General features: G+C 29.3%; 24 protein-coding genes and 1 pseudogene. 6 read left to right on the forward strand and 19 right to left on the reverse strand.

The features are described 5' to 3' along the window. Positions 1–9 precede the first annotated feature (9 nt). The 3 genes from ELQ05_RS04805 to mobB are packed head-to-tail and all read right to left on the reverse strand — an operon-like array spanning position 10 to position 1535. Entirely contained in the window at positions 10–207 is a 198-nt protein-coding gene (locus ELQ05_RS04805; RefSeq protein ID WP_002892523.1) for a hypothetical protein, read from the reverse strand. After that, positions 200–1042: a class 1 fructose-bisphosphatase gene (locus ELQ05_RS04810; protein WP_088303875.1), complete on the reverse strand. Its 843-nt coding sequence runs from the start codon at positions 1040–1042 to the stop codon at positions 200–202. Before ELQ05_RS04810 ends, ELQ05_RS04805 begins: the two co-directional genes overlap by 8 nt. Position 1043: 1 nt before the next feature. Continuing rightward, positions 1044–1535, reverse strand: coding sequence for a molybdopterin-guanine dinucleotide biosynthesis protein B (gene mobB, locus ELQ05_RS04815; RefSeq protein ID WP_053872921.1), 492 nt, complete (start codon positions 1533–1535; stop codon positions 1044–1046). A 96-nt stretch (positions 1536–1631) separates the two neighbouring features. On the opposite strand from mobB, the gene ELQ05_RS04820 reads away from it, so the two are divergent. Further along, the gene (locus ELQ05_RS04820; protein ID WP_134239983.1) at positions 1632–2117 is read left to right on the forward strand and encodes a hypothetical protein; all 486 of its coding nucleotides are present in this window, start codon (positions 1632–1634) and stop codon (positions 2115–2117) included. Here ELQ05_RS04820 and ELQ05_RS04825 read toward each other — a convergent pair. The 3 genes from ELQ05_RS04825 to gltX are packed head-to-tail and all read right to left on the reverse strand — an operon-like array spanning position 2014 to position 5215. Beyond that, positions 2014–3639, reverse strand: coding sequence for a lytic transglycosylase domain-containing protein (locus tag ELQ05_RS04825; RefSeq protein ID WP_134239971.1), 1626 nt, complete (start codon positions 3637–3639; stop codon positions 2014–2016). The genes ELQ05_RS04820 and ELQ05_RS04825 overlap by 104 nt on opposite strands. Next, on the reverse strand, positions 3636–3917 hold the full coding sequence (locus ELQ05_RS04830) for a YggT family protein (RefSeq protein WP_002852501.1): 282 nt from the start codon (positions 3915–3917) through the stop codon (positions 3636–3638). Before ELQ05_RS04830 ends, ELQ05_RS04825 begins: the two co-directional genes overlap by 4 nt. Before the next feature lie 2 nt (positions 3918–3919). After that, positions 3920–5215: a glutamate--tRNA ligase gene (gene gltX / locus ELQ05_RS04835; RefSeq protein WP_070317183.1), complete on the reverse strand. Its 1296-nt coding sequence runs from the start codon at positions 5213–5215 to the stop codon at positions 3920–3922. 85 nt (positions 5216–5300) lie between these two features. Here gltX and ELQ05_RS04840 point away from each other — a divergent pair, with 85 nt between their 5' ends. Both ELQ05_RS04840 and ELQ05_RS04845 read left to right on the forward strand, forming a co-directional pair. Next, on the forward strand, positions 5301–6425 hold the full coding sequence (locus tag ELQ05_RS04840) for a metallophosphoesterase (RefSeq protein ID WP_032583708.1): 1125 nt from the start codon (positions 5301–5303) through the stop codon (positions 6423–6425). Next, positions 6422–7222, forward strand: a complete 801-nt coding sequence (locus ELQ05_RS04845; RefSeq protein ID WP_088303874.1) for a phosphatidylserine decarboxylase — start codon at positions 6422–6424, stop codon at positions 7220–7222. The genes ELQ05_RS04840 and ELQ05_RS04845 overlap by 4 nt, the downstream gene beginning before the upstream one ends. On the opposite strand, the gene ELQ05_RS04850 is transcribed toward ELQ05_RS04845, so the two are convergent. The 7 genes from ELQ05_RS04850 to ELQ05_RS04880 are packed head-to-tail and all read right to left on the reverse strand — an operon-like array spanning position 7219 to position 13351. Further along, positions 7219–7500 carry a FlhB-like flagellar biosynthesis protein gene (locus ELQ05_RS04850; RefSeq protein WP_002852641.1) on the reverse strand — a complete coding sequence of 94 codons (282 nt, stop codon included), beginning with the start codon at positions 7498–7500 and terminating at the stop codon, positions 7219–7221. The two genes, ELQ05_RS04845 and ELQ05_RS04850, sit on opposite strands and share 4 nt — an antisense overlap. Next, positions 7497–9746 carry a flagellar hook-length control protein FliK gene (locus ELQ05_RS04855; protein WP_134239972.1) on the reverse strand — a complete coding sequence of 750 codons (2250 nt, stop codon included), beginning with the start codon at positions 9744–9746 and terminating at the stop codon, positions 7497–7499. The genes ELQ05_RS04850 and ELQ05_RS04855 overlap by 4 nt, the downstream gene beginning before the upstream one ends. Continuing rightward, positions 9739–10926 carry an MFS transporter gene (locus tag ELQ05_RS04860; RefSeq protein WP_134239973.1) on the reverse strand — a complete coding sequence of 396 codons (1188 nt, stop codon included), beginning with the start codon at positions 10924–10926 and terminating at the stop codon, positions 9739–9741. Before ELQ05_RS04860 ends, ELQ05_RS04855 begins: the two co-directional genes overlap by 8 nt. After that, a complete protein-coding gene (locus ELQ05_RS04865; RefSeq protein WP_002860510.1) occupies positions 10904–11407 on the reverse strand; it encodes a membrane protein in 504 nt (167 codons plus the stop codon). The genes ELQ05_RS04860 and ELQ05_RS04865 overlap by 23 nt, the downstream gene beginning before the upstream one ends. Further along, complete coding sequence (locus tag ELQ05_RS04870; protein ID WP_002916135.1) at positions 11407–11736, reverse strand: AtpZ/AtpI family protein; 330 nt, start codon at positions 11734–11736, stop codon at positions 11407–11409. The genes ELQ05_RS04865 and ELQ05_RS04870 overlap by 1 nt, the downstream gene beginning before the upstream one ends. Next, positions 11733–13007, reverse strand: a complete 1275-nt coding sequence (hemL, locus tag ELQ05_RS04875) for a glutamate-1-semialdehyde 2,1-aminomutase (RefSeq protein WP_070317179.1) — start codon at positions 13005–13007, stop codon at positions 11733–11735. Before hemL ends, ELQ05_RS04870 begins: the two co-directional genes overlap by 4 nt. Then, positions 13004–13351, reverse strand: coding sequence for a c-type cytochrome (locus ELQ05_RS04880; RefSeq protein ID WP_002916139.1), 348 nt, complete (start codon positions 13349–13351; stop codon positions 13004–13006). The genes hemL and ELQ05_RS04880 overlap by 4 nt, the downstream gene beginning before the upstream one ends. 79 nt (positions 13352–13430) lie before the next feature. Between ELQ05_RS04880 and folD the strand changes: the two genes are divergently transcribed. Next, positions 13431–14279 carry a bifunctional methylenetetrahydrofolate dehydrogenase/methenyltetrahydrofolate cyclohydrolase FolD gene (gene folD / locus ELQ05_RS04885; protein WP_002852542.1) on the forward strand — a complete coding sequence of 283 codons (849 nt, stop codon included), beginning with the start codon at positions 13431–13433 and terminating at the stop codon, positions 14277–14279. A gap of 9 nt (positions 14280–14288) precedes the next feature. Next, complete coding sequence (gene lepB, locus ELQ05_RS04890; protein WP_070317178.1) at positions 14289–15137, forward strand: signal peptidase I; 849 nt, start codon at positions 14289–14291, stop codon at positions 15135–15137. A 21-nt stretch (positions 15138–15158) separates the two neighbouring features. On the opposite strand, the gene ELQ05_RS04895 is transcribed toward lepB, so the two are convergent. From ELQ05_RS04895 to fspA1, 3 genes and pseudogenes are all read right to left on the reverse strand, one after another. Beyond that, complete coding sequence (locus ELQ05_RS04895; RefSeq protein WP_070317177.1) at positions 15159–16319, reverse strand: molybdopterin molybdotransferase MoeA; 1161 nt, start codon at positions 16317–16319, stop codon at positions 15159–15161. Continuing rightward, positions 16316–17572 (reverse strand): UDP-N-acetylglucosamine 1-carboxyvinyltransferase, encoded by a 1257-nt coding sequence (gene murA / locus ELQ05_RS04900; RefSeq protein WP_070317176.1) that lies wholly within the window; start codon positions 17570–17572, stop codon positions 16316–16318. Before murA ends, ELQ05_RS04895 begins: the two co-directional genes overlap by 4 nt. Before the next feature lie 65 nt (positions 17573–17637). Beyond that, positions 17638–18065 (reverse strand): annotated as a pseudogene (gene fspA1 / locus ELQ05_RS04905) (flagellum-secreted nonflagellar protein FspA1). 94 nt (positions 18066–18159) lie between these two features. Between fspA1 and ELQ05_RS04910 the strand changes: the two are divergent. Further along, complete coding sequence (locus ELQ05_RS04910; protein ID WP_134239974.1) at positions 18160–19053, forward strand: DMT family transporter; 894 nt, start codon at positions 18160–18162, stop codon at positions 19051–19053. Here the strand turns inward: ELQ05_RS04910 and ELQ05_RS04915 are convergent. Genes ELQ05_RS04915 through ELQ05_RS04925 form a run of 3 tightly spaced genes read right to left on the reverse strand, consistent with a single transcriptional unit; the run spans position 19040 to position 22441 of the window. Then, positions 19040–19606: an aminodeoxychorismate/anthranilate synthase component II gene (locus ELQ05_RS04915; RefSeq protein WP_070317174.1), complete on the reverse strand. Its 567-nt coding sequence runs from the start codon at positions 19604–19606 to the stop codon at positions 19040–19042. The genes ELQ05_RS04910 and ELQ05_RS04915 overlap by 14 nt on opposite strands. Further along, positions 19603–21387, reverse strand: a complete 1785-nt coding sequence (locus ELQ05_RS04920; RefSeq protein WP_070317173.1) for a bifunctional chorismate-binding protein/class IV aminotransferase — start codon at positions 21385–21387, stop codon at positions 19603–19605. The genes ELQ05_RS04915 and ELQ05_RS04920 overlap by 4 nt, the downstream gene beginning before the upstream one ends. Continuing rightward, the gene (locus ELQ05_RS04925; RefSeq protein WP_088303881.1) at positions 21377–22441 is read right to left on the reverse strand and encodes a tyrosine-type recombinase/integrase; all 1065 of its coding nucleotides are present in this window, start codon (positions 22439–22441) and stop codon (positions 21377–21379) included. Before ELQ05_RS04925 ends, ELQ05_RS04920 begins: the two co-directional genes overlap by 11 nt. Positions 22442–22498: the final 57 nt, after the last annotated feature.

Below are 22498 nucleotides of genomic sequence, written 5' to 3' on the forward strand. Positions count from 1 at the left end.
TTTTTTCCTTTAAAAGTCAAATCCGCCTTCGGTTTTACCCTTAGACATACTGTTATAGACTGCATCAACATAATTTTTTCTAGTTTGGCAGTTAAAAATTTCATCGCAATTATAACAAGAGTTTAGGTTTTTTGAGTTTTGACATGAAAGTAAAATTTCTTTTTTTTTATCCATATCTTGCTCAAATTCATCTCTAGCTTCATTCATTGTAAGCCTTTAAAAGTTTTGAAATTTCATATCCTGAGCCAAAAAAACAAGGAGTTGTCGCATGGATTTTATCAAATTCAAGTTCAAGCAAGGAGTGGTTTTTTCCATTTGTAGTTTTTCCGCCTGCTTTTTCTATGATAAAGGCTAGAGGAAAGACTTCAAAAAGGGCACGAAGTTTGCCATTAGGCGCATCTTGTGTTGCAGGATAGCTAAAAATGCCACCCCCTTTTAATAAAATTTGATTGATATCGCTTACCATGGCTCCAGAATATCTTAAGCGATAGTCTTCATCAAAAAGATTTTTGATAAATTTAGCGTGTTTTTCTTCCCAAAATTTTTGCGTTCCACCTGTAGCATTAATCTTGCCTTTTTCATTCATTTTAAGATCTTTTATAAAAATAAATTCATTATTTGCATTTAAGCGATAAAGTTTTGGTTGATCTTCGCAAATCACAAGTTCTAAGCGCGCTCCATACATACTATAAAGTGCAGCTCTTAAATTTTTAGCACTTGCTTTTTCTTCATAGATAGCAAAAATAGAACCTATGGCAAAATTAACATCCATTAAGCTAGAACCATCTAAAGGATCATAAGCTACGATAAAATTTGCCCTCTCGTTAAGCGTTAAAATTTCGTCTTTTTCTTCACTTATGATGGCTTTAATGCTTGAACATTGACTTAGGGTTTTTGTGATGATCTCATCGCTTAAAACATCAAATTTGAGTTGAGTATCGCCTGTAAAATTTTGATTTTGACTGTAGCTTGTATCGGGAAATTTTAAAGCGTTAGAAATTTCTAAAACCGCTTTTTGTATATAAGAAATCACTTCTTGCATTTTATAATTCTCCTTGTAAATTTTTAGCATTTTTAAGTATATATCGACAAATAGCTTGTATATCGTTTAAATCAAGCCAAGTAAGATAAGGGTGAGAAATTTTTTCATAGCTTGCAATGGCGTTTGAAAAAGTAAAATAACTTTCATCAATTTCTTTACAAAATACGCTAATGCGTGGTAAATCAAGAGTTTTCAATCCTTCAACCAAACAAATGTCAAAATCAGGGCTTAATTTTAAAGCTTTTAAAATATCTCTATTTTCATGAGAGAAAAAAGTTGTTCTTGTAGGGCTTAAAACCATGACTTCAGCTCCACTTTGAAAAAATTTAAAACTATCTTTACCGTTAAAATCAAATTGAGCTTTATCAGCAGGATCATGTTTGATGATTAAAACTTTTAAATTTTGTTGCAAAAAGTTATCAGCTATTTTGGTGATGAGTGTGGTTTTTCCTGAATTTGAAGGCCCGCTAAAAGCTATAATAAGTTGTTTCATAAAATATACTCTTAATTTTTTTGTAAAATTATATCTTTTTAAACCAAAAAATAGGGTTAAAAGGTTACAATAATGCTAAAAAAATATGGAAAAAGAATGAAAATTTATAGTGTAATTTTAGGTGCTTTTTTGCTTGGAGCTTGTTCTTTAAAAGATCAGGCGATTGTGGATACAAATTTAAAATCTCAAACTTTAATGTTTACTCAAAAATATAAAATCACACAAGATAAGATTAATGCCATTATAACCATGTCTTATTTAAACCCAATTCTAGAGAAGACAAATAAAGATGATATATTAGCTTTATCTTTTACTCCAAATACATTAAAAATTCAAAATTTAGAAGTTTTTATCAATAATAAAAAAGCCAATATTGAAAAACTGGATGATGAGTATTTAAAATATATAATACAAAACAACTATACTGATTATTTTAAAGTATCTCTTCCTAGTGTCAAGGAAGAGACTAGGCTTGTAGCTAAGATTTGTTTAGATCATTTGTCTTGTTTTGAATTAAATTTTCAAAAATATCCGAAATCTTTATACTATCGTTCAGAAGATGTCGATACACAATATAATTAGCTAGAACTTTTTTTCCGTAAATTCGGCTTTCTTGATAAGGAACTAGCTCCATAGACAAGAAAGGTTCAAATTTGCCCGTCTTAAACATATCATTTCTTGCAAGCATACGGTTAGTAAATCCTATACCGCCATTATAAGCATAAGCGACAAAAAGTGGAGATTTTAAACGTGATTCAAGGTAATTTAGATGATAGTTTCCAAAGTAATATGCTATTTCAGGTTTAAACATAAAATCTTGATCGAAATTTGGAATTTTTAATTCTTTTTCCCCTATGTGATTGGCCAAAAATGGCATAAATTGCATCATGCCTAAAGCATAAGAAACTGAAATAGCAGTTGGAATAAAACGACTTTCTTGTCTGGCAATAGCTAAAATTAAAGCTTGTCTTGTTTTGTTATAGTCTTTTATATTGTCATAATAAGGCATTATAAAATAATGTTTTTTAAAATTATTTTTGCGTTCTAATATGTAAGCATAAATAGGCAAGGTTTCTTGCGTGTCAAATTCTTTTGCCAAGACATCTAGTTGACTTGCGTTAGCATCGCGAATTTGTTTGTTTATTTTTTGCCAAGCAAAAGGATCTTGCATATTAAAATTATTTTTTTTCTTGCTTGGATTAAGGCTTTCTATCTTTGGAAAAGGTGTGTTAGTAAGTTCTTTTGCGTAAAGACTATAAATATTTAAAGAAGAACTTTGCGATAAAGTTTTTAAATCTTCTTCATCGTTTTTAATCAACCACATCCAAAATATAGCATTGTCTTTATTATTTTGCGATTTAAAACTTTGAACCGCCTTTTTAAAAAAGTCATAAGCAAGCTCTGTTTTATCATAAGTTAAGGCATTAACTCCTAAATAGAAAGCAGAATCTTCACTTACATTTTCAGGATTTATTTCTAGCATAGAATGTCTAAATTTTGGATTTTCTTTTTTAATAATAATATTTTGCGCAAAATCTTTAAAACCAATGTGGTTTGGTAGTTTATTGACTAAACTTGTATTTAAGTCTAAGTCGTATTTTTTAGAATAATTATAAAGTTTAAAAAAACCATTAATATCTTCTTTTTGTACTATATAACTCATAGGATCAGAAGTATTAAAAGCTAGCAATAAATTTGTCAAATCAGGTCTTTGATTTTTAAAGGTTTGAGCTAAAGTGGTTCGGTCTTTGGAATTTAAACTCGCTATAAAAACTAATGAATTTAAGCGCACACTTTGACAAGTTAAATTTGCATCTAAGATAGTATTTGCTGTATAGGTATAGCATTTAGCATATTTTGGGTTGATATAAGGCTTTAAAGGGATGATTTTTTCAAGTTCGGATTTAATTTTTCCTATATAGCGAAAAATATGAGAATTTAAATCTTGTGCATCTTTTTTACTGATTTTATTTTTTTCTAAAAGCCTATAAATATAATAATCCTTAGCAAGTGAATTTTCTTCCTTTTTGAGTTTTTCTATGCTATATTGTGTAGCATTTAAGCTTGAAAAAATAAATAAAAAAACGAGTATTTTTTTTATCACAATATACTCCTTAAGATATTCCCAAGAAAAATGCCAAGAAACTGCAATGCTAAGACTATAATCAAAGGCGCAAGATCAATATTACCAATGCGTGTTGGAATTTTTCTAACTAAGGCGTAAGCAGGATAACTTAATTTATATAAAATTTGCACTATGGGATTATAAGGATCAGGGTTTACCCAGCTTAAAAGTGCTGTGATGATAATAATCCAAGTATAAATGTTAATGACAATTTGTAGTACTTGAAAAATAGAAATAATAAAAGAGTCTATAACCATAATTAAATCCTTGCTAATTCGTGAATAAAATTTTTAATATAAGGATAAAGATCACTAAGCTCAGGTCCGTGGATATTTCCTGTTAAAATTATCCTTAAAGGCATGAAAAATTTTTTACCTTTTAAGTCGCTTTTGCTTAAAAGTTCATTTTTAAAATCTTCATAGTTTTCAAAAAGTTCAATACCTTTTAAGAGTTCTTTTAAAATTTTACATTCTGTTTCAAACTCTCCAAAGTCTTTTGTGCTAAAAATAGCTTGCATTTTTTCTTTAAGTTCTTTTATGGTGCTTGCTTCTTGAGTGTAAAATTTAGCAAGCTGTGCAAGACCTTTGTTTAAATCTAAAATTTTATTAAGCTCATCATCTTTGATCATTTTGATATGTTCACGATTGATTTGTAAGAGTTTTTTAAGATCAAATCTTGCGGGAGCTTTTGAAACTTTAGAAATATCAAACCATTTTATAGCTTCTTCTAAGGTAAAAATTTCACAAGGAGTTTTATTGCCTAGCATGATCAGATAATTTGCGATTGCGCTAGGTAAAATTCCACTTTCAAGTAGCCATTTTACAGAAGAATGTGCTTCTCTCTTACTCATTTTAACACCTTCTTCGTTTAAAATGATAGGCAAGTGTGCATAAGTCATAGCTTTATTATAACCTAAGCTTGCGCGGATATGTTCTTGTTTTGGAGTGTTTGAAACATGATCTTCTCCGCGTATAATACAAGTGACATTTTCAAGCATATCATCAACCGCACAAGCAAAATTATAAGTTGGAGTTTTATCTGTTCTCATGATGACAAAAGAGTCTATGTTTTCAGGCTCAAAACTAAGCTCGCCTTTGATAAAATCAGTAAATTTCATAGTATGAGTAGGTTTTTTAAGACGGATAACAAAGGGTTTTTCACATTCTAAAACATCAATATCGGCTAGTTTTTCACAAGTGCCATCGTAGCGATAAGCTTTACCTTGTTTTTTAGCTAACTCTTTTTTTGCTTCAAGTTCTTCTTCAGTACAAAAACAAGCAAAAGCTTTTTTTTCGCTTACAAGTTTTAAAGCCATTTGGCGATGGAATTTTAAATTTTCACTTTGTATATAGTAATGCTGCCATGAAATACCAAAAAGATTTAAAATTTCTTTGATTTCTTCTTCTTTTCCTGCTATATTTCTAGCCTTATCAGTATCTTCAATACGTAAGATAAAATCCATATTTTTTTGTCTTGCACAGATATAATTAAAAATTGCTGCGCGTAAATTTCCTATGTGCATATCACCTGTGGGAGAAGGTGCAAAACGGTACATTTTATAGCCTTTAAAATTATTTAAAAGCTTATTATAACAGAAAAATTTATACGGATATTTAATTTTACTTGGTTATAATACTTTTATGATATTTTTAATTTTTTCTTTCATTGTATTATTGATTTTTGGCTTAGCAAATGTTTATATTTATAAAAGATTAATCAAGAAAATTACTCTTTTTAAGTATTTTTATAAAATTTTTGCCTTTATTTTTATTGTGCTTTTTTTAGCCCAAGCTGTGTTTTTAATATTTCGTAGAGATGAATATTTAAGTGATACTTGGTATGAAATTTTAGCCATGCTTTATGCGCCAACTTATTGTTTGTTTTTTATGACTTTAGCTTGGGATTTTATTAAATTGATTTTAGCTCTTATGGGTAAAAGAGATAAAAAATATAATCTTATTTTGCGTTTGATTTTTGAGCTTTCTCTTATAGTTTTAAGTGTGTTTTTAATTTATATAAGTATAAATAATGCTCTAAAAATACCTGAAGTAAAGAGTGTTGATGTTGAAATACCAAATCTTAAACAAGATCTAAAAATTGCCATGCTTACCGATATACATTTGGGTAAAAATTTGCATGAAAATTTTTTAGATAAGCTCATCACTAAAGTGAATTTGCAAAGTCCTGATATGGTTGTAATAGTAGGAGATCTGATTGATGCTAATCCTAAAGATTTAAAAAATTACATCTCAAAACTTAATGATTTTAACTCCACTTACGGAACTTTTTATGCTTTGGGAAATCATGAGTATTATCATGGTATCAATGAAGTTTTGGATTTACTTAGAAAACATACTAATATGAAAATTTTAGTCAATCAAAATTTAGATTTAGGTTTTATAAATATTGCTGGACTTGGAGATTTAGCCGGACTTGATAAGGGTTTATATGCTCCTGATTTAGCAAGAATAAAAGTGGATTTAAATACAAGTAAAGCTAGTATTTTACTCACACATCAACCTAAAACAGCTTTGCTTTATGATTTAAGTGATTTTGACCTTGTTTTAAGTGGGCATACGCATGGAGGGCAAATTTTTCCTTTTATGTTTTTAGTTAAACTTCAGCAAGGTTTTGTTCATGGGCTTTATAATTTAGGAGAAAAAACTAAGCTTTATGTGAGTAGTGGCGCAGGATTTTGGGGGCCAAGTCTTAGAGTTTTTGCTCCGAGTGAAATAGTGATTTTAAATTTAAAAGGAAAAAAATGAGTTTTTCAAAAGAAAGTTCGAGGCTTTTTGGTTTTGTAGCAGGGATTAAATTTCCTAAAATGATACAAAAAGTTATTAATGAAAATTATGTTAAGTATTTTAATATCGATATGAGTGAATTTAAATCTCCTTGTGAATACGAGAGTTTAAATGCTCTTTTTACAAGAACTTTGCACATTCCAAGAAAACTTGAAGAAGGTTTTATCAGTCCAAGTGATGGTAAAATTTTGGAGTGTGGAAGTACTTTTTTGGCAAATGAAGAACATTTTGCTTTTTCTATAAAAGGGCATACTTATAGCGTTGAGGAGCTTTTAAAAGATAGCTTTGAAAAAGATGAGCTTAAAAATGGGCTTGATTATGTCAATATCTATCTTTCTCCAAAAGATTATCATCGTTATCACAGCCCTTGTGATATGCAAATTTTAAGTGCAACTTACACAAGCGGCGCCCTTTATAGTGTAAATGAAAAGTATTTAGAACGCATTAGTAATTTGTATGTAAAAAATGAAAGAGTGAGTTTAAAATGTCAAAATGAAAAAGGTATTTTTTGGCTTGTTTTTGTAGGAGCGCAAAATGTAGGAAAAATGCGTTTTAATTTTGATACAAGCATACAAACCAATGCTAAAATTTCTCATAATTTTACTAGAAAATATGAAAATTTAAATTTCAAAAAAGGCGAAGAACTAGGAAATTTTGAACTGGGTTCTACTATAGTTTTAATCTCTCAAAAAGGGATTTTAAATTTTAATTTAAAAGCAGGGCAGGGCATTAAATTTGGAGAAAAAATAGCGGATTAGTTTTTAGGAGTTTTATTTGCCATTTGATAGATAAAGGCAAAAACTTCAGCTACAGCTTTATACATATTAGGTGGAATTTCATCGCCTAAGTCAAGTTTGCTTAAAATTTCTATTAAATCTTCATCTTCTTTAATGGGAACTCCGTGTTCCTTGGCTAAAGAAATAATTTTAGCAGCGCTTTCACCTTTGCCACTTGCAAGCACTTTTGGGGCAGAGTTTTTTTCTTTTTGATAGCCTAGAGCTACAGCTTTTTTAATCGATCTTTTGATTTTGCTCATACTTTTTTATCCATACCCATTTCAAGATCTAAATTTTTCATATTTCTAGTATCAAATTTACTTCTTATGATATCACCTACAAAGAAATTTGCACTTAAAAGTCCTGCTTTATTGATATTTCTTTTAAGCTCATGGGCATTTTCATAGATGGTTTTTCTAAATTCAATATTTTCTGCCATAATATTAATATCTATATATTTTTCATTATTTAAAGAAATAAGAATTTCCAAATCCCCAAGTTTTGCAAATTCGAGTTTAATCTGAGCAAAAAATTTATCCTTTTTTCCGCGTCTAAACATAATTTTAGAATCATTTAAATCATCCCAAGAAAAAGGCAGATAAGTATTGATAGAATCATTAGCTAAAGACATAAGCTGATTGATTTCAATTTGTGCTAAAAGACGATTAGCTTGATTATATACAGCTTCATTGCCTTCATTTTTAGCCAAATTTGAAATTTGCAAAAGTGTTGATTTTACATCATGATGTAAAGATTCAGCTATATCTTGTTCTGTTTTTGGTTTAATTTGCGCTAGATCTTTGGTAGAAAGATTGAGTTTGTGTTCGAGATTTTTAAGTTCTGCTTGATTAAGCTTGGCATTTTGAGTATAGGGTTCAAGTTCTTTCAAGCTTTCATTAAGTCTACGAGAAAGATTGTTTAAATTTTTACTTAAATCTTGCACTTGTTCTAGATCTAAATTCTCTACATTAAATGCTAAATTTTTTACAATATTTTGTTTTATAAATTCCTGATTTTTAAAAATATTTTGCATGGTTTGGTTATTGTTAGATTGAATATTTTGAGAATTATTTAAATTTTGCGTATTGTTTGTGTTAGGATTTGAAGTGTTGGTATTTGTATTGATTGAAGTTTTGTTTTCTGTTTTTGTTTCATAAAATTTTGGATTTTCTTTGATATTTTCTTTTGATTTTTCTTGTTTTCCATCTTTAATTTTTTCTTGGTTTGGAGTAGAGTTTTTTATATCATTGTCTGGCTTATTTTCTGTTTCATTGTTTTGAATATCATTTTTTGTATCTTGAGTATCTTCTTCGTGAGTTTTTATATCAGAATCTAAATTTTCATCTTCTTTTATATCAGTTTCTTTTGCATGCGAATTTTCTTCGTTTTTTGAATCTTGCTTAATATCGGTTTTAGTATCATCTGTGAGAGTTTCTTCTTTTGATGCTTTTATATGTTTTTCTTCATCTTGGTTTTTTGTGTTATGATTAAGTTTTTCTTCTTTCATATTTTCTTTGTTATTTAAAAGATTTTCTAAAATATTTTCTTTATCTTGTATTTTAGAAGCTTGATTGCCTAGTATATTTTTTAAAGTATTTTCAAGTTTTTCAAAGGCGGTAGCAGTTTGCTTAAGGATGTTTGGATCTTTTATCATTAAATTTTCTGGCTTATTAAGAGCTTTGAAAAAATCATTTTTGATGGAATTTAATTCTTTTAAAATTTTATTAGCTATAGGGGTGATTTTTTCTTGAGCATGACTGGGATTTTTACTTATATAATTTTTAAAATTTTCCAATTTAGAACTTAAATTTAAAAGTGCTTTAAAAGAACTTTGATTTAAAATTTGCTTATTTTCATTTTTGCTAGAATTAATAATATTTTTTAATTCTTTTAAAGTGTCTTTTGGGCTTAAATTTGTATTTGCAAGCTGGGCTATCTGAACGCTTAGTTTTTCGCTACTAAGACCTTTGATTGTACTTAAAAGAGAGTGAAAACTTTTGGGTAGTAATTCTTCGTTTAGGGCATCTTTTAATTTAGCTTCTAAAAATACGCCTGAATTTTTAAACAAAGGAGCTAAGTTATTGTTTTTTATTTCACTGGCAGGTTTTAAAATTTGATTTAATCTATCTAAAACTTGTGTAAAAGTATCGCTTTTTGCAAGTTCTGTACTTAAAGTTTTTAATTCATTAGCAAAATTAGGAGCTAAATTTAAATTTTTTCCTTGTTTAAGTACAGGGGAGTCGGGATTTTTTTGAGCATTAATTTGATCTAAAAGTTTATTAACAAGTTCTTTTAATTTGGTACCTGTTTCATTTTGAACAAATTTTGCTAGTATTTCCTCACTACTAGCGTCCTTGCTTAAACCTAAATTTTGCTTTAAAGCTTGTGCAAGTGCTTCTTTTGGATTGTCTTTTAAATTTGTTTTATCTTTTGAAGCAGAGTTATCTACTTTTAAATCATTTTTTTGCGTATTGGCAATTTGACTTGCTAGTTGAGTATTAATCATCAAATATCACCATATTTCCAGGCTTTTTCTTAAATTTTTTATTTAAAATATTTGGTTTATTGATAGCAAAAAGAATTAAAAATGCTAAAGAAATTATATAAAACCATATAAAACCTTTGATTTCAAAATATTGCATTAAAAAACCTAAAATTAAAGGGCCAAACAAAGAGCCCAAAGAATAACAAAAAAGAACCCCACGACCTAACTCTACGCCTTTATTTTTGCTTACTAAAACATCATTTGCTCTAGCAAGTGCTAAAGCATATAAACAAAATATTCCTATACCAAGAGTAATTCCTAAAAAATATTGCATATACAAGTGAAGTTTAAAAAAGATAAATATAAGCATAGTGATAAATCCTATGCTTGCACAAGTGATAATAGCAAATTTGCGACCAAGTTTATCTGAAATAGTTCCTATGATGGTTTGTGCAATAAAACCACCTAAAACCCCACAAAATATAAAATAAGAAACCGCTTTTGTATCAAAACCTTGCAAAAGTATAAATAAAGATGCCATAGAAAAAAAGCCATTTATAAGCATTCCAGCTATAAAGCTTGTGACGATAGCTAAGGGAGCTATATCAAAAATTTTAGGTATAGAAATAGGACTTGATGCGGGCAAAACAGGTTCTTTGATTTTAATTAGATTTAAAGGTAAAGATGAAAGTAAAATTAAAGTTGCACTGAGAATAAATACACTATGTTTGCTCAAATTTAACGCTATGATTAAAACTCCAATACCAAACGCAAGATAAAAAACAATTTCATAAAAACCTAAAATTCTAGATCGAATGGCATTTTTGCTTTTTTCATTAAGCCATGATTCTATGACCATTAAAAGACCATAGTAGCAAATTCCTATGAAAAATCTTAAAACAGCCCAAAAAATAAGATTTTCGCTTACTGTATGAAGCATAGCTGAAATTCCAAAAATAGCACCAAATAGCCCAAAAGAGCGTATATGACCTATACGAGAAATAATTTTATGAGCACTGATAGTTCCAACAAGAGCGCCTACAAAAAAACAAAAACTTACTACTCCAACAGCTAAAGAACTTTCTCCGTTTTCTTTTAATATAACACCTATAGAGCTTACTATCAAGGCATTACCTGCAAATAAAAATGCCATACCAGCAAAAAGTGCTGTCATTGATTTAATAATTTTTTTTGGACTCATACTTTTTTATATATAAAATAAAAATAAATACACAAACTAGCAAGGATGAAATTCCACAAATATAAGCAAAGATATCTAATTTATCTTGGCGATGTAAAAATAAAAATCCAGCAACCAATATTACATAAGCCATCAATTTAAAGAGAGTAAAAAACATAGCAAAAAAATGGATTTTCTCTTTAACATTTGGCTTTAAATCGTCTTTTAGAACTTTAAAATGAATAATTTTTGATAAATTTTGTTTTTTTTTGATAAAAAGTGACGAAATGAAATTAAAATCTTTTTCATAATTTTTTGATTTTTTTATAATGACTTTTTTATAATTTAAATAAGAAGCAAAAATAATCAATAAAACACTAAAAAAAGCTATTTCATAGCTTAAAAATGTATCTAATTTAAAATGATTTAACGATGAAAATATGATCCAAAAAAATAAATGAATAATGGCAAAAATACAAAATAGAGCTTTTTTATGTTCCATTATTTATTCTTTTCTTTTTGAATTTTTTCTTTGATCAACTCATCTCTTTCTTTAAATTCTTCATAGCTTTTTACTTGAACTTTATAAGCTTTATAAACATTAAGTATAGCGGCACCGATCCCCCAAAAAACTCCAAGCCAAAAAAGCCAAGGATAAGGAGTAAATTTTTTAAGCAAGTATCCTATTCCCACACCTATAAATACAGCAACAACCATAGAGATACCAAGACTTAAACCATCCGCAGCTTCAAGAGTTTTGCGAATGATTTTTTGTCTTTTGCTGTTGGAATTTTCTAAGTGATTTTTTTCTTCTTTTAAAATATTACTCATATTCTTTTAAAGCTTTCCCTAATAGCCTCTAATGTTGTATCTATAATTTTATCATCCATTTTTGAACATATAAAGCCTGTTTCAAATTGAGAAGGTGCTAAATAAATTCCATTTTCAAGCATATTTTTGTGAAATTTTGAAAATAATGCTAGATTAGATTTTAATGCATCTTGGTAGTTTGATACAGGATCTTTGGTGAAAAAGTATCCAAACATAGAACCTACATGACAAGCTTGCAGTGGAAGTCCTTTTTCATCTGCTAATTTTTTCATTCCTTGGGTAAGTTTTTTTGCTAATTTTCCAAGTTTGTCATAAAGCTTGGTTTTCTTTTTGGCTTTTGTAAGACTTGCTATACCTGCAGCCATTGCCAAAGGATTTCCACTTAAAGTTCCTGCTTGATAAACTCCACCCAAAGGACTTAAAATATTCATAATTTCAGCTCTAGAAGCAAATGCTGCTGCAGGTAGACCGCCTCCTATTACCTTACCAAAAGTAATTATATCTGCTTGGATATGATTGATTCCATAGGAACCAAGGTAAGATGCTCTATATCCACTCATTACTTCATCAAAAATCAGCAGAGTTTGATTGTTTTTACAGATCTTAGCAAGTTCTTCTAAAAAATCTTGTTTAGCTGGAACTAACCCCATATTTCCAGCAATAGGCTCAATGATAACACATGCAATATCTTTATTTTTTTCAAAAAGCTCTTTAACGCTATTTATATCATTATATTTTGCTACTAAAGTGTATTTAGCTACATCTTCTAAAACACCTAAAGAACTAGGAGAGTTAAAAGTAGCAGCACCACTTCCTGCACTCACTAATAATGAATCAGAATGCCCGTGATAACATCCTTCAAATTTTAAAATTTTATCTTTTTTAGTAAAGCCACGGGCAAGACGAATAGCACTCATGGTTGCTTCTGTTCCACTGCTTACAAAGCGGATCTTTTCTAAATGAGGAAAATCAGATAAAACAAGCTTGGCAAGTTCAGTTTCTAATAAAGTCGGAGCTCCAAAACTTGAACCTTTATGAAGTGCTTTTTGACAAGCTTTTTGTATATCTTTATCGCAATGTCCAAAAAGTAAAGGCCCCCAGCTTTGAACATAGTCTATATAAGAATTTCCATCTATATCGAAAATATAAGCACCTTTTCCATGAGAAATAAATTTTGGCTCACTTTGAACATTTGCAAAAGCACGAACTGGAGAATTTACACCGCCTGCGATGAATTTACACGCTTCTTTAAAAGCTTTTTTGTTTGTCATTTTTCTTCCTTGCTAAATTGCTTGATGTAATTATATAAAGTTACAATTTCATCATTTGTTAAAGAGTAATTTGGCATGATTGATTTTGCGTCTTTACTCTGATTAAGAGAATTTTTAAAATTCTCAAAACTAAGATTTTGTATACTTGGAACTTTATAAGCTGTTTTAATACCATTTTTCATATAATATCCTAAAATTTGTTCGCTTCCATCTGCTCCATGACATTCTTTACAACTAATGCCCCTTGGATTTTCATAAAGCATTTTAGAGTATTCTTTAAGAGTGATAAAATCAGCACCAAAAAGATTGATACTAAATAAAAAAAACATTAAAACAATTTTCAAAGTTTCACCTTGTTAATGAAGTTTTAATATGATACAATTTTTACTTTAAAAAAGTGATTAAATTTATAGAAGGAAAATAATGACTTTGCTTGATGGTAAAGCTTTAAGTGCAAAAATCAAAGAAGAATTAAAAGAAAAAAATCAATTTTTGAAAAGCAAAGGGATTGAAAGCTGTTTAGCTGTTATCTTGGTTGGAGATAATCCTGCAAGTCAAACTTATGTAAAATCTAAGGCTAAAGCCTGTGAAGAATGTGGAATTAAATCTTTAGTTTATCATCTTAATGAAAATACTACACAAAATGAACTTTTGGCATTGATTAATACCTTAAATCACGATGATAGTGTTCATGGAATTTTGGTTCAGCTTCCCTTACCTGATCATATTTGTAAAGATTTAATACTTGAAAGTATTATAAGTAGTAAAGATGTTGATGGCTTTCATCCTATTAATGTAGGATATTTAAATTTAGGCTTAGAAAGTGGGTTTTTGCCTTGTACTCCACTTGGAGTTATGAAGCTTTTGAAGGCTTATGAAATTGATTTAGAAGGAAAAGACGCTGTTATTATAGGTGCTTCAAATATAGTAGGTCGTCCTATGGCTACTATGCTTTTAAACGCTGGAGCTACAGTAAGCGTTTGTCATATTAAAACCAAAGATTTGAGCCTTTATACTAGGCAAGCTGATTTGATTATAGTAGCAGCAGGTTGTGTGAATTTACTTCGATCGGATATGGTAAAAGAAGGAGTGATTGTTGTTGATGTTGGAATCAATCGTCTTGAAAGTGGAAAGATAGTTGGAGACGTGGATTTTGAAGAGGTATCTAAAAAATCTAGTTATATAACTCCTGTTCCAGGTGGAGTAGGTCCTATGACTATAGCCATGCTTTTAGAAAACACAGTTAAATCTGCTAAAAATAGACTTAATTAGGGAAAATCTATGGAAATTTTAAAGAAATTATATAAATTTTCACAGTCTTGGACTGGAACTGTAGTTATTGTTCTTTTGGTGATTTTTTTCTTTATACAAGCTTTTGTTATTCCTTCTGGTTCTATGAAAAACACCTTATTGGTAGGGGATTTTTTATTTGTTAAAAAATTTAGCTATGGTATCCCAACTCCTCATATTCCTTGGTTGGAAATTCCTGTTTTGCCGGATTTTAATAAAGATGGGCATTTGATAAAAGCACAAGGGCCACAAAGAGGAGATATAGTTGTTTTTAGAAATCCTAGAAATGAAAAAGAACACTTTGTAAAGCGTTGTGTAGGCACAGGAGGAGATAGAATAATTTATGCAAATAAAACACTTTATGTAAGAATGCATGAGGGTGATGAATTTATGAAAGAACATTATCCGAATGATCTTGTTACTCTTGGAAGGCAAATTTATGTAAAAGAACCTTATAAACAAAAAGGTATTCATTATGATCCAAAAAAAGATATAGAAAGCGATATTTTACGCTTTCTTAGTATAGGTGATTTTGCCATGTCTCCAACTTATATTAAAGAACTTGGAAATCATATAGGTTTTAGCGGCGGAAATGCTTATGTTTTTGATGTACCTGAAAATGAGTATTTCATGATGGGTGATAATCGTGATTATTCTTATGATAGTCGTTTTTGGGGTTCTGTTCCTTATAGGTTGATAGTAGGTAAACCTTGGTTTGTATATTTCTCTTGGGATAAAGATAAAAATGTTCGCTGGGAAAGGATAGGGCGTTTTGTTGATACCTTGGAAAATGATGAACAATATATCCATGATCATGATGATGAGGATAAATTAAGCTAATGTTTGTGAAAAACACAAACATTATATTTTTAAAAGCGTGATTTCATCACCTTTTTTTAATTCACTTGTATTTTCTTCGCTTATAAGTAAAAACTCACTTTTAATAAGTGGAAGTATCATACCAGATCCAAATTTATTTTCATTAAATGGTGTAAAAATATCTTTTTCTAAATTTCCTAAAATGAGATTGTTTCTTCCACTTTTAAGCTTTAAATCCATACCCATTGTAGCATGAAATTTTAAAGGATTGTCTAGGTTTCCACTTAATAAAGCAATAATTTTTTTAGCAAAAATAAAACAAGAAAGATAAGCTGCCATAGGATTTCCTGGTAAAATCAATACGAAATTTTCACCTTTTCTATAAAGCTTAGTAGGTCTTGCAGGGCGTGCTTTTAGTCCTTTAAAAAGCGGAGTAAAGCCTAATTCATCTAAAGCTTTTTCCATAAAATCAGCCTCGCCAACGCTTGCACCTCCTGAAGTGATTAAAAGATCAAAATTTGTATTTTCTAAAGCCTCTTTAGTGCTTTTAAAATCATCTTTAATAATACCCAAATAAGAAGCATTTTGAAGCATGGTTAGTAAAGGCAAAGCATTGGCATTATAAATACTTTCTTCATCGCATTCTTGCCAAGGTTCTTTTAGCTCATTTCCACTTGAAAAAATACCTATGCGAATTTTTCTTATGACTTCTATTTTATAAAGCCCTTGAGAAGCAAGCAGGGCGATATGTTTATCATTAAGTTTGGTGCCTTTTCGAAGTAAAATTTCACCCTTTTTTAATTCTTCGCCTTTATAGCGATAGGCATTGTATTGTTTAGGGGCTTTTTTAATGATGAGTTTATTTTCTTCTATATACTCATCTTCTAACATTAAGATAGTATCAGCATTTTTGGGCATTTTAGCCCCTGTCATGATTTTATAGCATTCATTCTTAGCAACTGTATAAAAATTTTTATCTCCTGCAAAAATAGTCCCTTTAATCTCCAAAGCCTCATTGATATCAGTATAATTAAAAGTATAGCCATCAAGAGCAGCATTGTCAAAACTGGGTAGATTTTTTCTAGCGTATAAATCTTTAGCTAAAATTCTATCTTTTGCTTTTTCAAGGCTAATAAGTTCACTTTCATCTAAGCATGAAATTTGATCTTCTAAGTCTTTTAAGGTTTTAAAGATATTTTTCATTCTTCAAGCCTTGTGATTTTAGCCCCTAAGCCTTTAAATTTTTCTTCTAAATTTTCATAACCTCTATCAAGATGATAAATTCTATGGACTTTGCTTGTGCCTTTAGCTGCAAGAGCTGCTAAGATAAGGGCTGAAGAAGCACGCAAATCTGTAGCCATGACATCAGCAGCGTTAAGTTCTTTTCCGCCTACTATAGTAGCAATATGGCCATTGAGTTTAATATCCGCACCCATTCTTAAAAGTTCACTTACATGCATGAAACGATTTTCAAATAGTCTTTCATCGATAATACTAGTTCCATTAGCTTTTAAAGCTAGTGCCATAAACTGTGCTTGCATATCGGTTGGAAAGCCTGGATATTCGCTTGTCATGATTTCTACAGGTTTAATTTCTTTAGCAGGAAGTAGGGTGATGCTATCATCTGCAATCAAAGTTTCAAAACCCATTTGATGAAGTTTTGCTAAAACTGCACTAAGATGAGTGGCGTTAACTTTATCTAAAGTAATTTTAGAATTTGTAATAGCCCCTGCACAAAGATAAGTTCCTGCCTCAATTCTATCAGGTATAACGCTAAATTCTTTAAATTCTAAAAGTTCTCCATCGCTACCATAAATTTCAAGTTCATCTGTGCCTACGCCTTTGATTTCAAGTCCTGCGTCTTTTAAAACTTCGCAAAGTTGAACTACTTCGGGTTCTTTTGCAACATTTAAGAGCTTGGTTTTACCTTTAGCTAGAGCTGCTGCCATGATGATGTTTTCACTACCTGTAACCGTGATTTTATCAAAAAGAATTTCATTGCCTTTTAAATTTCCACTAGCTACGACATAGCCTTGTTTGATTTGTATATTTGCCCCCATTTTTTCCAAGGCTAAAAGATGTAAATCAATAGGTCTTTGTCCTATGGCACATCCACCAGGCAAAGATACTTCACAATGCCCAAAACGAGCAAGCAAAGGCCCTAGAGTAAGTATAGAAGCACGCATTTTACGTACAATGTCATATTTGGCTATGGTTTGATTAAGAGTGTTTGTGTTTAATAAAGCACTATTGTTTTGAAAATTGACTTTAGCTCCTAAATTTTCTAGCAAAGATATAAGAGTTTTTATATCAGCAACATTAGGAACATTGTTGATTTTTACTTCATTTTTAGCAAGTATGCTTGAAACGATCAAGGGTAGGGCAGCATTTTTTGCTCCACTTATTGTAACATTTCCGCTTAGATGATTTGTGCCTTCGATTTCTAGATAAGTCATATTTTTCCTTGAAAAAGTTTAAAAATGCATCATTATAGCATTCTTAAACTTTTGAAAAAATATAATCAAGCTTGTTGGCTTTGGAGTTCTTGAATTTGAGCTTGAATAGTTGAAGCTTGGGCATTTAATGTTGCTATTTGACTTTCAATACTTTTGATTTGATCCTCATTAGCTTTAGACATTTTTGCAGTTAGTTCAACAATTTTTGCTTGAATTTCTGCAAGCTTCTGTGTTAATTCTGTAAGTTTATCTTCACTATTGCTGCTACTATCTTGTTGCGTGTTGTTTTGTGCGTTTAAAGCTTGAGCTGGAGCTTGAGAATTATTTTGATTAGAAGTATTTATTTTTCTTTGGCTTCTTTGCTGATATTTACCTCTACAGCTGGATTTTGCGCTAAAGTGTTTTGTTCTTGATTTTTAGAGTTTTGATTTTCTTCGTTTGAGTTGACTTTAACATATTGACTCAAGCTATTTAAGGAATTGTTAATTTGCATATTTTCTCCTTAATTTATAATATATATTACACTAAATCGACATTATTTTAAAAAAATATACTATAATTTAAAATAATTTTTATTAAGGTTTGCAATGGGCGTATTTTTAGTTCTTTTGGGAGGTATTTTTTGGGCTATTAGCGGTGTTTTAGCTGAATACCTTTTTAAAAATAATTATAGCGTAGATTGGGTTTGTTTTTATAGGCTTTTATCTACAGGGTTGATTTTGATTTTTTTAAGTTTTAAAGCTCAAAAGATTTTAGTTTTTACAAATTTAAAAGAAAGCTTAAGTATTTGTATGTTTGGATTTTTTGGGCTTTTGCTAACACAATTTGGTTATTTTAAGGCTATTTATTATACCGATGCTGGAACTGCAACTATGATACAATATTGTGCACCTTTGATTATAATGCTTTATTTGTGCTTTAAAAATAAAAAATTTCCTAAATTGATAGAAATTTTGGCTTTGATTTTGATTATTTTTGCTTTGTTTTTGATTATTTTTGCTTTGTTTTTGCTTGCAACTAAAGGAGATATTGAAGCGGTGGTTTTAAATTATTGGGGTATTTTTTGGGCTGTTATAGGAGCTTTTGGGGTTGCTTTTTATTCTTTAAGCGCTAGAGAAGTGATATTAAAATATGGTCTTTTTTGGATAATGGGTTGGGCGAGTCTTTTTGCTTCTTTTGTATTTTTATTAATCTTGCAATTTGATAAGGGTTTAATTCACTATGCTTTTAACTTAAAAGCATTTTTTTCTATGGGCGGGATTGTCTTTATCGGAACTATAGGGGCTTTTTGTTTATATTTAAAAGGAGTGGAATATATAGGTGCTCTAAGGGCTAGTATGATTGCCTCTATAGAGCCTGTAGCAGCTGCTTTGATGAGTTTTTTATTTTTAAAAACCCATTATAGCTTGCTTGATATTTTTGCTTTTGCTTTAATTATATTGAGTGTTATTTTAAATGCAAAAAAGACTAAAGTTTCATAAAGTTTTTAAGTATTTTTTTACCTTTTTGAGTTAAAACCGCTTCAGGGTGAAATTGCAATCCATAAATAGGATATTTTTTATGTTTAATTGCCATAATGATATTTTCTGAATTATGAGCTAAAATTTTGCATTTTTTAGGCATAGAACTAATATGTAAAGAATGATATAAACAAATTTCAATTTCTTTTTTAATACCTTTAAAAATAGGATCTTTTTTAAAATAAAGTTTAGAAATTTTACCATGCATGGGATTTTGCATTTTAGAAACCCTACCGCCAAAAACTTCAGCTATACACTGATGCCCTAAACATATACCTAAAATTTTTTTGTTTTTTTTAAAATATTTGATTGCTTTTAAGCTTAATTTAGATTTCTTAGGAGAATGAGGGCCAGGAGAGATGATAAGATGAGTAAAATCAAATTTTTCTAATTCTTTAGCTTTTTTAAAGGCATCGTTTTTTATCACTTTACATTCAAAACCAAGTTCTTTAAGATAATAGATGATGGTATAACTAAAAGAATCATAATTATCTATAAATAAAATTTTCTTCATTGTAATTTTACCTTTTTTAAACCACGCACGGAATTAATGCAATAAATATTTTCTGCTTCAAATAAATCTTGTTTAAATAATGCTTTTTCTTTTATTAAACCAAGATTGACTAAGAAATTTCTATATACACCATTTAATATACCACTTTGAATTTGTGGAGTATAAAATTGAGCGTTTTTTTCTAAGATGAGATTGGTTCTTGAGCCTTCGCAAAGTTCATCTTTTTCGTTAAAAAAAGCTATGTCATAACACAAGTTTTGCTGCCATTTGTATGAGTGTTGATTATAAAAAGTACGCAAAGAGCTTTTGTGATAGAGATTGTCACTTTTTGAGTTAATTTTATCATCACTTAAAAGCAAAATATCGTTTGAATTTTGTTTTGAGGCACTTTGTTGAATTTCGTATCTTCCGTCTTTGTATAAAATAAGCTTTAAAATTCCTTCTTTATGTGGATTTTTAAAGGGTAGGGGAAAATTATAAAATAAAGAATGTTTTTTGTGGAAAATTTTTTCATCGAGTTTAAAAAGTGTAAAATTTTGATATTCTTTATAAGAACTTTTTTGGTTTAAAATATTATAAAAATCTTTAAAGAGCTTGTGAGTATTAAAATTAAATTTAAGAGCTGAATTTATAAGCCTTAATAAATGTTCTTTTAAAAATAAAATTTGAGAATTTTTAAAATACATGGTTTCAAAAAGATGAAAATCACAAGGATTTAAGATCGCGCTTTTAAGTTTTAATTCTTCAAATTCATCTTTGAATTTTGAGTCCCAAACCAAGCCACTACCCGTGCTATAAGTATAAATTTCATCTTGTTTTTCTAAGGTGCGTATAGCTACGCTAAATTTATTTTTATTTTTGTGTATTAAACCTATAGTTCCGCAGTAAATACCACGATCTCTTTGTTCTAATTCTTCAATAAATTTAATACTTTCAAGCTTTGGGGCACCTGTAATAGAACCACAAGGAAAAAGGGCTTTAAAAATTTGATATAAAGAAATATTTTTTTTAAGTTTTCCTTGTACGCTTGAAGTCATTTGATGTAAAGTAGGGTGACTTTGAATTTCAAAAAGTTTGGTTTTTAAGCTTTTTTTTGTGATGATTTTTGAAAGATCGTTACGCAAAAGATCACAAATCATAACATTTTCACTTAGATTTTTTGTATCATTTTGCAAGAAAATTTTATTTTCTTCATCTTTTATATGATCTTTATCACGCTTAATCGTGCCTTTCATAGGTTTTGTAAATATTTTTCTTTTTTTGGTTTTGAAGAAAAGTTCAGGAGAAAAGGATAAAATTTCTCTTGTTTCATCTTTTATAAAAGCTTTAAATTCAGTATCTTGTCTAGAAAGCAAAAGTTTAAAAAGTTCAAAAGAATCCATTTTGCTATGAAATTTAAAATTTTGAGTAAGGTTGATTTGATAAACTCTTCCTTTGGAGATCGCCTCTTTAACTTTAAAGAAATTTTCTTTGTAATTATCTTGATCTAAAAAATTTATAAATTCAGGAATAAATTTTTCTTCATCGATATCCTCTTTTTGAAATTTTTTTCTTTTTTTAAAAGCAAAAACAGACAAACAAGCTTTTTTGCTTGTGAAATTTTCATCTTGAAAATATCTATATAGCCTATAATCAGCAAGCATTAAAATATAAAAATCATTTTTATATTTTTCTATAAATTTAAAGCATTTTTTACTTTCTTTGTGGTTAAAGGCTTTTAAAGTATGTTTTAAATCATAGTAAAAATATTTACCAAAAATAGCATAGTTTTCAAGAGTCACTTAATTCCTTTGCAACCTGTGCGGCAAGTTTTAATTTATCATTATCAAAATGAGTGTAAATTCTTGAAGTGTTTAAACTTGCATGTCCTAAAGCTTCTTGAACTAAAACTAAATCTTTTTGTTTTTTATAAAGCAGGGTGGCAAAAGTATGACGCAACATGTGAGCACCATTTTTTTGTTTGCGAATTCCTGCGCGAAATAAAAGCTGTTCTACTATACGACTGACATAAGATTGAGTCAGTGGAGTGCCTTTTTTATTGACAAAAAGTAGGGCGTCTTTACTCATATAATTAATACTTACATTTTTAAGTAAATCGTAAATAAGTTCTTTTTTTATCATTACAACACGATATTTATTGCCTTTAGCTCTTATTCTTATGATATAAAGATCGTTTTCTTCGCTAATATCACCCATTTTGATATTGATAGCTTCGCTTACCCGTATGCCTGTAAAAATGATGATTTTAAGAATAAGTTTATTGCGTATGGTATTGTTTTTAAAATCTGCATTTTCAATAGCATCAAGAAATTTTTTAAGCTCTTCTTCACTCATAAATTCGGGTAATTTCACCCCTTTAGAACCTGCTATACCTGCCCAGTTTTTAAGATTGATATCAAAAATATGTGCTTTTTCATCTTCTTCGTTTTGCTTGTCTAAAAAATCAAAAAAATTAATCACAGCAATACGGTAATTTTTTTTACTTGCATCTGATAAAGCACCTGTTACACTTGCTAAAACTTCTACAATGAGTTCCTCATCAATCTGTTTTAAAGAGTAAAGCTTGTAAAAATTTAAATATTCAAACACTTTTTTTAAGGGGTTAAAATAAGTATTAACTCCACTTAAACCAGCATTTCTTGCTTTTTTTGCTAGAGCGTCAAGTTCTTCAATGTTTTTTACACCTTTTGTAAGGGCAAAATTAACTTCTGCTAAAGCTTGTGGATTTTTTAACTCTTTGTTAGATAGCGAATTGAGTTTAAATTTTACATATTTTGCTAACCAAAATAAAAATGATTTTTCAAAATTTTCTTCACAATCTAAAGGGTATTTCATAAAAACTTTTCCTAAAATATAAATTTTTAGCTTTTTAATTAGAAAAGGTATTTTAGT

This window comes from Campylobacter sp. US53 (assembly GCF_004378995.1).
In the GTDB taxonomy this organism is placed as follows: Bacteria; Campylobacterota; Campylobacteria; order Campylobacterales; family Campylobacteraceae; genus Campylobacter_D; species Campylobacter_D jejuni.

Bases quoted from the DNA above. Each gene is read 5' to 3' on its own strand.
- ELQ05_RS04805 (WP_002892523.1), bottom strand. From the start codon at position 207: ATGAATGAAGCTAGAGATGAATTTGAGCAAGATATGGATAAAAAAAAA.
- ELQ05_RS04810 (WP_088303875.1), bottom strand. From the start codon at position 1,042: ATGCAAGAAGTGATTTCTTATATACAAAAAGCGGTTTTAGAAATTTCT.
- mobB (WP_053872921.1), bottom strand. From the start codon at position 1,535: ATGAAACAACTTATTATAGCTTTTAGCGGGCCTTCAAATTCAGGAAAA.
- ELQ05_RS04820 (WP_134239983.1), top strand. From the start codon at position 1,632: ATGAAAATTTATAGTGTAATTTTAGGTGCTTTTTTGCTTGGAGCTTGT.
- ELQ05_RS04830 (WP_002852501.1), bottom strand. From the start codon at position 3,917: ATGGTTATAGACTCTTTTATTATTTCTATTTTTCAAGTACTACAAATT.
- gltX (WP_070317183.1), bottom strand. From the start codon at position 5,215: ATGTACCGTTTTGCACCTTCTCCCACAGGTGATATGCACATAGGAAAT.
- ELQ05_RS04840 (WP_032583708.1), top strand. From the start codon at position 5,301: ATGATATTTTTAATTTTTTCTTTCATTGTATTATTGATTTTTGGCTTA.
- ELQ05_RS04845 (WP_088303874.1), top strand. From the start codon at position 6,422: ATGAGTTTTTCAAAAGAAAGTTCGAGGCTTTTTGGTTTTGTAGCAGGG.
- ELQ05_RS04850 (WP_002852641.1), bottom strand. From the start codon at position 7,500: ATGAGCAAAATCAAAAGATCGATTAAAAAAGCTGTAGCTCTAGGCTAT.
- ELQ05_RS04855 (WP_134239972.1), bottom strand. From the start codon at position 9,746: ATGATTAATACTCAACTAGCAAGTCAAATTGCCAATACGCAAAAAAAT.
- ELQ05_RS04860 (WP_134239973.1), bottom strand. From the start codon at position 10,926: ATGAGTCCAAAAAAAATTATTAAATCAATGACAGCACTTTTTGCTGGT.
- ELQ05_RS04865 (WP_002860510.1), bottom strand. From the start codon at position 11,407: ATGGAACATAAAAAAGCTCTATTTTGTATTTTTGCCATTATTCATTTA.
- ELQ05_RS04870 (WP_002916135.1), bottom strand. From the start codon at position 11,736: ATGAGTAATATTTTAAAAGAAGAAAAAAATCACTTAGAAAATTCCAAC.
- hemL (WP_070317179.1), bottom strand. From the start codon at position 13,007: ATGACAAACAAAAAAGCTTTTAAAGAAGCGTGTAAATTCATCGCAGGC.
- folD (WP_002852542.1), top strand. From the start codon at position 13,431: ATGACTTTGCTTGATGGTAAAGCTTTAAGTGCAAAAATCAAAGAAGAA.
- lepB (WP_070317178.1), top strand. From the start codon at position 14,289: ATGGAAATTTTAAAGAAATTATATAAATTTTCACAGTCTTGGACTGGA.
- ELQ05_RS04895 (WP_070317177.1), bottom strand. From the start codon at position 16,319: ATGAAAAATATCTTTAAAACCTTAAAAGACTTAGAAGATCAAATTTCA.
- murA (WP_070317176.1), bottom strand. From the start codon at position 17,572: ATGACTTATCTAGAAATCGAAGGCACAAATCATCTAAGCGGAAATGTT.
- ELQ05_RS04910 (WP_134239974.1), top strand. From the start codon at position 18,160: ATGGGCGTATTTTTAGTTCTTTTGGGAGGTATTTTTTGGGCTATTAGC.
- ELQ05_RS04915 (WP_070317174.1), bottom strand. From the start codon at position 19,606: ATGAAGAAAATTTTATTTATAGATAATTATGATTCTTTTAGTTATACC.
- ELQ05_RS04925 (WP_088303881.1), bottom strand. From the start codon at position 22,441: ATGAAATACCCTTTAGATTGTGAAGAAAATTTTGAAAAATCATTTTTA.